We start from the raw sequence: 1838 nt of genomic DNA, 5'->3' as shown, positions 1-1838 counted from the left end.
GCAATAAGCTTTTTTAATGTTTTCTATATAATAAACCAAGGTAGAATTGCCAGTCCAGAAGTTACAATTGCTGTAGCAAATATTAAAAAGATAGCTTGTTTGTTTTGTTTCATGTTACATTCTCCTCTACATATCAATTGCATGCTATACGTTCATGTAATACTCAGCGGGAGATGGATCATCCCCACTGATTAAAGTCTCACTTTATATTTTTAGTATAACGAATGGAAAGGATTGGAACGATTGATAAAGGTGACATGAAGATTACATTGTTGTAATGAAAAAAGCATCTTAATTAATAAGAAGATGCTTTTGAAAAATTATATTAAAATGTTAATTATTTAAGAATAAAACCATATGCTCCTCGTCCCAATATTGGCCATTATGTTTTAAGGACCGTTCTTGCACACCGTAAGTTTGGAAGCCGAGGGACTCATATAATTTTTTTGCAGCAGTGTTATCAGCAACAACATCAAGCATGAGCTGTTCTACATGTAATTTATCGGCATTTTCAATAATCGCTTTAATTAAAGCTCGTCCTGCACCGAGACCACGCGCTTTTGGAGAAACAAAAACGGAGCCGATTTTTGCTTTATGCTCTTGCTTAATAAATGGCTTTGTTTCTAGAGTAGCAATACCGACTAAATCATTATCTTTGAAGACACCTAGAGTATACTTATCCGGATTGCTTAATCGCTTTGCCATAGCAGCGACAGGGTTTTCATGTTTAAGAACATCTTCATAAGAAGAGCTAAAAGCCTCAGGGTTTTTCGTTAAACCTTCCATACAAACTTTCAAATAAATTTCTGCGTCCTCTGTTGTTAATAAGCGAATTTCCATAGTTGTAACCTCCTAGATTGATTCAAATTTAATTCATTAACTTTGTAAGATTAAGTTTAGTTAAATGTATTCTGTGACTATTCTTTCTTAATTTGTAAAAGAATGAAGAGATTATGCTACTATGTTTTTATTTTATTTATGTAATGAAATTATATATTAACTTCATTAACTATTCAAGGATTTAATATATTACATTTTTATAACTAAAATTCCCGCTTTGTAAAGGAGTCATCTTTATCCCACTATTCGTGGGAGTCGGGTTGCCCGTAAAAGCCCGATTGGTTTGGGCTAATAATCAGTGGGGAGGGAAAAACCCTCCACTGATTAAATTTTCACTTTCTTTTACATAGTCAATCGTTTATTTTGTAGCCATCGATTCGTTCTGGATGTGTATAAATATTGCAAGATCCATTTCGAATAAATCCTACTACGGTAATACCTAAATCATGGGCGAGTTGTAGAGCTAGTTTAGTTGGAGCTGATTTAGATAGAACAATTTCGCAACCTATTTTTGAAACCTTTAACAAAATTTCAGATGAGATGCGTCCGCTAAACGCAATGATTTTCCCTTGAACGGATATATTGTTTCGTAAACAATGACCGTATATTTTATCTAGCGCATTATGTCTTCCGATATCCATTCGTGCTAAAAGAATGTTTTTTCGATCACATAGAGCGGTATTATGCACACCACCCGTTTGGCGAAATGTAGTTGAAGATTGTTGTAAGGAAGTCATTAGGTAAAAACATTCTTCCGGAGTAATAGTTATATGTATATCATGTAACTTCTTTGCTTTTGCTGCATCGTTGACGAAAACAAAACCTTGTCTACTTTTCCCGCAACAAGAAGTTACGTACCGTTTATTATATAAAGTTTGATAGAGCGGATTAATTTTTGATGATTTTACATGGACAATTCCGTTTTCTTTTTGGATCCATAATTCTTCAATATCTTTATAAGAAGAAATAATTCCTTCAGAAATTAAAAAACCGATTAC

At 33.4% G+C, this 1838-nt stretch carries 2 protein-coding genes; both read right to left on the bottom strand.

The genetic code is table 11. The features are described 5' to 3' along the window. Positions 1-333 precede the first annotated feature (333 nt). Complete coding sequence (locus tag AB3X48_RS21760) at positions 334-840, bottom strand: GNAT family N-acetyltransferase (protein WP_000405886.1); 507 nt, start codon at positions 838-840, stop codon at positions 334-336. 350 nt (positions 841-1190) lie between these two features. After that, positions 1191-1838 (bottom strand): formate dehydrogenase accessory sulfurtransferase FdhD (gene fdhD / locus AB3X48_RS21755; RefSeq protein WP_367959935.1); only part of this gene is annotated, 648 nt, incomplete at its 5' end.

Source organism: Bacillus sp. S4 (assembly GCF_040838205.1).
Classification (GTDB): domain Bacteria; phylum Bacillota; class Bacilli; order Bacillales; family Bacillaceae_G; genus Bacillus_A; species Bacillus_A cereus_U.
Note: the sequence above shows the minus strand (reverse complement) of the source record. Positions and strands in the feature narration are given on the sequence as shown.